The sequence below is a fragment of the Bacillus pseudomycoides DSM 12442 genome (assembly GCF_000161455.1).
Lineage (GTDB): Bacteria > Bacillota > Bacilli > Bacillales > Bacillaceae_G > Bacillus_A > Bacillus_A pseudomycoides.
In genome coordinates this window covers 3,097,636-3,106,133 of the sequence record NZ_CM000745.1, presented here as the reverse complement: position 1 = coordinate 3,106,133, position 8,498 = coordinate 3,097,636, and the positions used below count along the sequence as shown (strand labels likewise).

General features: G+C 33.8%; 6 protein-coding genes and 3 pseudogenes. 1 reads left to right on the top strand and 8 read right to left on the bottom strand.

Annotation, left to right across the window (positions count from 1 at the left end):
- Positions 1-662: 662 nt before the first annotated feature.
- The 8 genes and pseudogenes from BPMYX0001_RS34960 to BPMYX0001_RS15575 form a co-directional block, all read right to left on the bottom strand.
- A pseudogene (locus tag BPMYX0001_RS34960) lies at positions 663-1,100 on the bottom strand (cell wall-binding protein); the annotation flags it as partial.
- 1 nt (position 1,101) lies between these two features.
- Positions 1,102-1,521, bottom strand: a pseudogene (locus BPMYX0001_RS35135) (cell wall-binding protein); the annotation flags it as partial.
- An 844-nt stretch (positions 1,522-2,365) separates the two neighbouring features.
- A pseudogene (locus BPMYX0001_RS31015) lies at positions 2,366-2,899 on the bottom strand (sensor histidine kinase); the annotation flags it as partial.
- Positions 2,900-3,347: 448 nt separating this feature from the next.
- Entirely contained in the window at positions 3,348-4,628 is a 1,281-nt protein-coding gene (locus tag BPMYX0001_RS15595; protein WP_018764660.1) for an L-cysteine desulfidase family protein, read from the bottom strand.
- Between the two features lie 62 nt (positions 4,629-4,690).
- Entirely contained in the window at positions 4,691-5,098 is a 408-nt protein-coding gene (locus tag BPMYX0001_RS15590) for a PAS domain-containing protein (protein ID WP_006095687.1), read from the bottom strand.
- A gap of 459 nt (positions 5,099-5,557) precedes the next feature.
- Positions 5,558-6,550 (bottom strand): glucan-binding protein, encoded by a 993-nt coding sequence (locus BPMYX0001_RS15585; RefSeq protein ID WP_006095686.1) that lies wholly within the window; start codon positions 6,548-6,550, stop codon positions 5,558-5,560.
- Between the two features lie 313 nt (positions 6,551-6,863).
- On the bottom strand, positions 6,864-7,466 hold the full coding sequence (locus tag BPMYX0001_RS15580; protein WP_006095685.1) for a DUF2812 domain-containing protein: 603 nt from the start codon (positions 7,464-7,466) through the stop codon (positions 6,864-6,866).
- Positions 7,467-7,470: 4 nt separating this feature from the next.
- The gene (locus BPMYX0001_RS15575; RefSeq protein ID WP_018782267.1) at positions 7,471-7,773 is read right to left on the bottom strand and encodes a PadR family transcriptional regulator; all 303 of its coding nucleotides are present in this window, start codon (positions 7,771-7,773) and stop codon (positions 7,471-7,473) included.
- A 297-nt stretch (positions 7,774-8,070) separates the two neighbouring features.
- Here BPMYX0001_RS15575 and BPMYX0001_RS15570 point away from each other — a divergent pair, with 297 nt between their 5' ends.
- Entirely contained in the window at positions 8,071-8,490 is a 420-nt protein-coding gene (locus BPMYX0001_RS15570; protein ID WP_006095684.1) for a GNAT family N-acetyltransferase, read from the top strand.
- Positions 8,491-8,498 lie beyond the last annotated feature (8 nt).

The following is an 8,498-nucleotide window of genomic DNA, read 5'->3' as shown; positions in this document are numbered from 1 at the left end:
TTTTCCAATAAATATATGAATCAAAAAGAAACACAGAAGTTTTTCACTTCTATGTTTCTTTTTTTCGTCCTTTAAATATTAAAGATTTGGTTTACTCTTAACAGGGTGAATTCCGGCTCTTTTCTAATGTAATTTTTCTTCTTGCGATACAACATAAATGACATTGTGCTGCATGAAACACTCCTAACGTTGTTAAAATCACTTGTTTCTAAGTGGGGTCACTATATCACGGAGTTTATAATGATATGTAAATGTAAACTAATATTCGAAAGTTCACTTTCATTTATGGTATTAAAAAAGATCCTAATTAAGGATCTTTTTTTGTCTATTATAAATTATTTAATTATAAAGTTTAAAATCCCTATAATTATACATGCAATTCCGGCTAAAAATTGTCCTATTCCAGTGATTTTGTCTAAAAATGTTTCATATTTTTTAGTACTATATATACCCCATAATACTAAGAGTACTCCAAAAAGTATAAATGCTAGTTTTAAAATCATCTTATAATTACCTCTGCCTATTATATTTTTTCTATGTATGTATTTCTTATACCTTTATTATTACATTGAAATAATAGTTGTACTATCTAATAACCTTACATAAAGATGACAGTTTTGTAAGATTTCTTTCATAAGTAAAAAATAAACTTTTTGGTATTATTAACGTCTGTGTCCCTTGTCATCAAACGTCCATGTTTTACCATCTATTTGAACAGTGGTATTTTGGTGAATTGATCCATCCTCTTTAGCATAATACCTAAAATATCCATATTGACCATGATGCGTTTCATAATCACCATTGAACCATCCTATCTTGGCTGCTCCAGAATCATCGAAGCGATACCATTTACCATCTATTTCTTGCCACCCTGTCTGCTTTACGCCTTTATCATCGCAATGGTATATCTTACCATTTGATTTTTCAAACCCTGTCATCATAGCTTGTCCGTCATTATTAAAATAATATCTTTTTCCTTCAATGGTTTCATGACCATCTAAAGTATAGTGTATGCCATCTTTAAAGCGGTATTTTTTTCCGTCAATTTCCTTCCAACCAGAATAGGAATCCCCTTCTTCTAAGCTGTAATATACGATTGCAGCCTGCTTCTGTAATCTGAAGTTGCTGCCCCGATCTTAAGTTGTGAATCTCACTTTTCCCATTTGGATAGAGAACTTTAATCGATTTAGTAAAATTCCCATCATCTTTCGTATGATGCACAGAAATATTAAATTCCCCCGATTTAAAGTTAGGAGCTCTGTAAGATACATTCTCTGCATATGGACCCGCGTAATTAGTTAGGTCAGCACCCCCCCACCTCTTCGCCAACTGCCTCATAAATATCTTTCGCTGCTCCTAATGAAGTAATAGTCACGTCCAGCACTTTAGCTATAAACCCTGCACTTATTTTTGCGCTTGCCTGGTTCTCTGCAACAGGAGCTACAGAAAAAAGAATACCTAATGCCGCTGTGGCAGGAATCACTTTTTTCCAAATCCACTTATTTTAAATGTTTTTTTCATTTTTGTTTTCCTTCCTTAGTAAGATTTAGATTTCTTAAACACAATACTGTAAAATAATAAGCACCGAGAAATTATCATAACTTCTTTTTGTCTTTTCATTCATCACGTTGTTCTTCACTCTTTGTTTATACCTTTTATTACCGACTTATCTAAAATAGGTGCCGGGAAATTCATTTTATTTTAAATATCTTTCATCTCCCTTTCATAAAGGTTACAAAAGTCTTTCAACGGTTGTGTTACATTACGTAAACTGTAATAAATAGAAATATTAAACATTAATAAGTGGGAGAAAATATAATAAATTAGAAGTATTTATGGAGAAGAACAGCATAAATACCCCGCTTTTTTTAAGAGGATCAGGACATCTGAGCGCGTTTGAGAGCTTTTTCTGCCACATGCGAGGGTTAAAACAAAGAAAGAACTTGAGTTCAAGTCATCTCTTCTTCTGCATATCAAAAACTTATATGTAAAAAAATGAAAATGGATTTATATAGGTAAGAGGTAACAAAATAACATAACAATATATAAAACAAAAATTTTATTCATTACACTAAAAATGACATGGAATATGAATTCCATGTCATTTTTCAAAGTGATTTCGAAAATAAGGGGGAAAGGGATTGCTCAAGCTTATTTTTCTAGCACATCTGAGCCAATTAATTTTAAATCCTATGTTTTAATTGCACTTGTTGAGGTAAATGAAACTATAAAACATAAGATTATACTGTACATTGCTTATACTTTTTACTTCTGAGTTAAAATAAAATCAACTTTGCTTTATTCATCTTATTATATATCCCTTTCAATTTGCTTTCATAAATGTTACAAAAGTCTTGCAATCATCTTATTTCTTTGCTGATGTAACGGGAAGAGTAAACCAAAATTCACTCCCCTGTTTAGCGCCTGAACGATCTCGTACACCAATTTCGCCTTTGTGCATTTCAATTAATGATTGTGCAATGGCTAATCCAAGTCCAGATCCCCCAGATTGTGAGCTTCTTGATGAATCTGTTCTAAAAAAGCGTTCAAATATGCCCAGTTGATCACTATAAGCAATGCCTTCTCCTTCATCACGTACAATGAATTGAACGTGATGCTTCTACTTATTTTCCTCTACAATTAACTCAATCGTTCCAGACACTGGAGAATATCGAATTGCATTATGTAACAAATTACTGATAACCCGTGCTATCTTACAAGGCATAATCCAGAGCTTAGGCAATGTATCAGAAACTTGTAATTGCAAATAGATCTGTTTTTCTTCTAATAAAATAGAATGTGAATCTAGTACTTCTAATAGAATACGATCCATATATGTGAAACTTGGATAAAAATCTTCTTGTCCAAGTTCTAACTTAGAAAGATCAATACGTGTATTCGATTTGATACGCGAGATATAATAGGGGTCACCTTATCACTATCAACTTAAGAGATTTTAATAACTATAAGTACAAAAAACGGTATCCTGTCTAATAATCTAGCTTGCTTAGAAAGAATAACGTTTTTACTTTTTAGGATCTTGAATATTCTTAAGTTGATGGGCATGGTATTGTGACCCCTAAAGAGGAATCCTGTTTGCTCAAACTTTATGTCAAAGCTACATGTAGATAAACATAAAACCGTAGAAATGATTAATTTCTACGGTTTTTATTGCATTAATTTAAAATTCTTTCGTAGTGGCCCCTCATACCAGCTGCTACTCCACCGATGGATTGGTCGGATAATACAATTTCAAATGAAATATTTGCTGTATGATTATGGTTTATTCAGTAGGATGTACATGGACTCTACTGATTATTAATAACATCCACAGTGATACATCACTACTATTTTCTTTTATTAATCATCATCTCTAGCATGATCTTATCCATATTCGATGAACCTTCATTTCCTAATCGGCAAAAGTTCTCAATTGTTTTATCAACATCTGCTTCGATAAATCCATCTGTAGCAGAGATACACATTCCTTGTGAGGCTAGCAGTGCAGATTGTACAGCTGCACTTGAACAAGTTGCTACCTTCATCGCACATCCTGCTTTTGCTCCGTCACAAATCATCCCTGTCACATTTCCAAGTGTATTTTGGATTGCATACTTTATCTTTTCAATATCTCCACCTAATAAATACGTAATAGCAGCCGATGCACTTGCACCAGCAACTGTTACACCACAAAGTGCAGACAAACGTCCAAACTGATTTTTAATGTAAATCGCTAATAAATGACTTAACGTAACAGCACGAATTAGCTCTTCTTCCGAAGCATTTAATTTCTCACCTGCGGCTACCACAGGCATCGTTACGGCAATCCCTTGATTACCACTTCCTGAGTTAGCCATTACTGGCATTGTCGAACCGGCCATACGTGCATCTGAACCAGCAGCTGCTAATGCCATCGCATGAGTTGTTAAATCATCTGATAAAATTCCTTTCAATACATTTGCCTTTAATGTTTTTCCAACTTGTAAGCCATATTCATTCGACAAACCATCTAATGCCACATTACGATTCAGTTCAATACTCTTTTTTACAAGTACCAATTCCTTTACATCTACAGTCGTAACAAATTCATATATTTCTGGAATCGTTAGTTCATCACGTTCTTCTTCAGAAGTGGCAAAGTGTGTATTTCCGCATCCATTCTTATAAACAAGCTCCCCATTCGCTTCTACTAATGCGATAAATGTGTGATTATCCTGAATAATAGCCCTTGCATATCCCTCGTCTGTCGTAAACTTCACTTCAATGTATAGCTTTTTAGACGTATCTGCTAATTCTACAGACACTTTCCCCGCTTCTACTAAAGAGATTGCTTGTTCTTCATCTTCTTCTGAGATTCCGGCTAACACTTCTAAATCTTTTTTGCTATCTCCTGCTAACACCCCTAAAGCAGCAACAAAGTCAATTCCAGTAGCCTTCATTCCTGGTATACCAACCGCCATTGCATTTTTAATGACATTTGTACTTGCAAGTACTTCAATTGACTGTATGTCGCCCTTCATATAATCTCTTGCAGTAGCTGCGGCTAACGCAATCGACACTGGCTCTGTACACCCTAAAGCAACGACTAATTCTTTCTCTAACACACGTAATATACTATTCTTGTTCACAAATTGCCCCCCTATCTTTCAACCACCCATCATGTGAAATGATGAATAAGTTTTCACAAAAATTAATTGTTTTCATCTTTAATCTTCTGTAAATAACGGTATATAGTTGGCTCAGATGTTTTTAACATTTTCGCCACATCAGCATTTACACATAGAATCCCCACTAACTCTTTCTTATCATTCTTAATGAAAAAGCTAGAGGAGCGAAAGACCTTTCCATCCTTATTTACTGCTTTGTAATTAGCGATAAAATCACGCGTTAAATATGTTTTTTCTTGAAGTACCTTTAACACTAAGTTTGTAGGTGCGTCCCCGATCTTACGACCAGTTATATGCCCGTTCTCAATAGCAATGACAGAGCTTTCCGGCCTTGATAAATCGTGCAATACGACTTCACAATTTCTTCCCATTACCTTCGATAGAAATGTAACGAACGGATAGTATTGCTGTAATAATGTTTCGTTCTTCATCCTTCATTACTCCTATACTTCCTGTATTAAATTGTAATAATAAACTATCATTATAATTCATTATCACAATCTAATAGTATCACAATATGTAAGCGCTCACACAAAAAAACGAACCCTTTTAATATTTTTTTCTTTCCCTAGATATTCGCATTGCAAGCAAGCCTTTAAGGGGTACTGAAACGATTCAAGGAATGAGGGGCACTCTGGAAAATAAATATAAAACAAAGGGGTTAATTTTAAAATTCAACGTTTATATCCAAATTTTATTTATAAAGGGGTCTCGCCACATCCATCAACTTAAGAAGATTTACTACCCATTATTGTTAAAAACATTATTCCTTCTAGATTAATAAGAAGGGATAACACCTAAAAAGACACCCTCTCAGGTGTCTTTTCTCATTATAGAAATATCTTAAAATAGATATCTGGTGTCATATATTCAATTTAAAAGGCCTTTTGTTATATCATAACGCCATTATCGGCAAATTGATACCATTTTCCATTGATATTCTTCCATCCAGTAGCCATATATCCATAGTTATCAAAGTAATACCAGTTACCTTCAATTTTTCTCCAATCCGTAGCCATAGAACCATCTTCTATGAAATAACGCCATACTGCATCAGCATCGGATTTACCAAAACTTATCCATCCTGTAGACATAACCCCTTCATAACCAAAGTAATATGTCTTTTCATTAATAGTTTTTAACTTTAAAGACATCCGTCCATCTTCATCTAAGTAATACCAATTCCCTTTATCTTGTATCCAGCCAGTTTTCATCGTGCCATCTTCATTTAGATAGTACCAATTATCTTTATCTTGTACCCAGCCTGTTTGCATCTTTCCAGCAACAAAGTAATACCAGCTTCCGTTATAGCTTAACCAGCCATTATAGCTAATACCCTCGTTATTAAAGTAGTACCACTCATTCTTAATTAAATTCCACCCAGTTGCCATGGATCCATCTTCAAAATAATAGCTAGCAGTGCGGTATTCTCCTATCCAACCTGTTTGCATTCTCCCATTACTATATCCACTTAAAAAATATGTCTTACCATTATATTTAAGATGACCTGTGTGTAGATTTCCGCCTTGGAGAACGTAATACCAACCTCCTTCATATTGAACCCATCCTTCATTAGTATGCAGTGCACCGTCTGCTTCTAATAAGTAAAATCTATTATTTCCATCTTCAATAGGACCCGTTTGCATTTTTCCGCTTGCATCAAAATAATACCATTTTCCTCCATCTTGTAGCCAACCTATTTTCTTCATACCTTTTTGATCATAGAAATACCATGTATCTCCCTCTTTTACCCAACCACTTTTTTGCATTGTCTGTTCTGCCTTTGCAGTGGTCTGTTTCACATTATCTTGTTTTTCAGCATGTGATACCGCAGGAACTACAAGCATTGCAGACATTAAAACTGGTAAAATAGCTTTCTTCATTTTCCATATCCTCCAAATAATGAATAATTTTAGTCTTCATTTCCATAAACAGAACTATATTATGATATTTAAATATAATCAATATTTTTTGTAACAAAAATGAAATATTTTTTATCTAGTCGAAATAAAATATATTAGATATTAATTTTATTCATTTTTTTGTTACATTGTTTTTAAACTTATTCTAAATGTACAGATGAAAAAGCATCACTAAAAGTGGACAATACACTTTTGGTGATGCCTGGGTTAAAAAACATTTCAGAAACCGGATATTGCATAAACGCTTCCTTATGTAACATTCATATGTTTCAACTTAAGTTAATTCTTTCTTTTTCTTATTATATTGTGAATAGGAATACAAGAAGAAAAGGAATGCAATGATAAAAATCCAAGGTGATAAAAAGCGAAGCATAGCAAATGGAGTTTCAAATAAAAAAGTACTCCAAAACGCTGTCCCTTCCTTTTCCCATAATCCCTCTGTTAAATAGCTCACTTTAGGATTGAATAAACGAATAAATGACGGACCGTTAAATAACACAATTGTGTACATAAAAGACATCATCGCACACGTAAACGAATAGTTCGATAATCGCTTGTAAAAAGCGACTCGAGACGTTTGATCAGAGAACATTTCATCACGCCCATCCTCTTCCTTTTGCCAATAGTACATGCTACCGAAGCGACTACCATAAACATGCTCCCAGCCAAAGTCTTCATGTATTGCAACGTATTCATCGTATTTTTCCTTGCTCATATAATCTTGATAGTCAAGGCGCATTACTTTTTTGATATTTGTTTTTTTAAATGTATATACCCCAAACGGATTGACACTGGTACATGTATAGCCTTGAGCAAGCATATCGTTTAACCAAAATTGTTCGTTTAAAACATTTGTAAATAACTTAAATTTCTTCATCGAACTACCTCATTTCATAGAGTGATAATACATGTTGCAACCTTCTTTTTTCGATTCCTAAAATTTCTTCTCCAGTATGTGTAATCTGGTATATTTTACGTCTTCCTGTTTCACCTGTTACCGGTTCGATCCAACCTTGTTTACTCAAATTTTCGATTGCACCATAAAGAGTGCCAGCTGCTAAAATTACATTCCCTTGACTCATTCGTTCTATTTTTTGCATAATTGCATAGCCATGTAACGGCTCTCGTAACGCTAATAAGATATAATGCATCGTTTCGGATAACGGCAGTAATCTATGCTTCATTCATTCACCTCCTAGTATTAAGTCCAACTATACAGTTTAACTTAATAATTATTATATACAGTTCATATACATTTCAACTGAATAGTTGAACTACACAAAAAACATACACTGATTTCACTAAGTGTATGTTATAACTAGAATTCTTAATTACAGAATGGGGTAGCGTCAGGTTTATGCGGATTTACAACGTTAAGCGGAAAACCTAACGGGGCAGGTTAAGTTGGTAAGTAAGAGGATTAGATAAAACTGTGTCGAATATACTTTATTTGGTGAAATTGAAGTCTTGGAGGATACATTTTGAAGAAATATGAGATTAAAAATAACATTCCAACATTGGAAGAATACAAATATTTGTGTGACTCTGTGGGATGGACTAATTATATGAATTTTGAAGTGGTGGAAACATCACTTCAAAATTCTATTCACTGCATCACAGTCAATGATAATGATCAAATTGTGGGTATGGGGAGAATTGTTGGCGATGGGGCTATCTATTTCTATATTCAAGATATAGTGGTTCATCCAGATTATCAAAAGAATGGTATTGGAAAGGAAATAATGAATATTTGGGTTGAATACTTAAATCGGAATGCCCCAGATAAAGCGTTTATTGGTTTGTTTGCATCACAAGGTAAAAAATCATTCTATGAAAAATATGATTTTAAAGATTACTCACCCAACATGACGGGGATGTTTACTGTAATTTCAAAAAAATAGACATAATA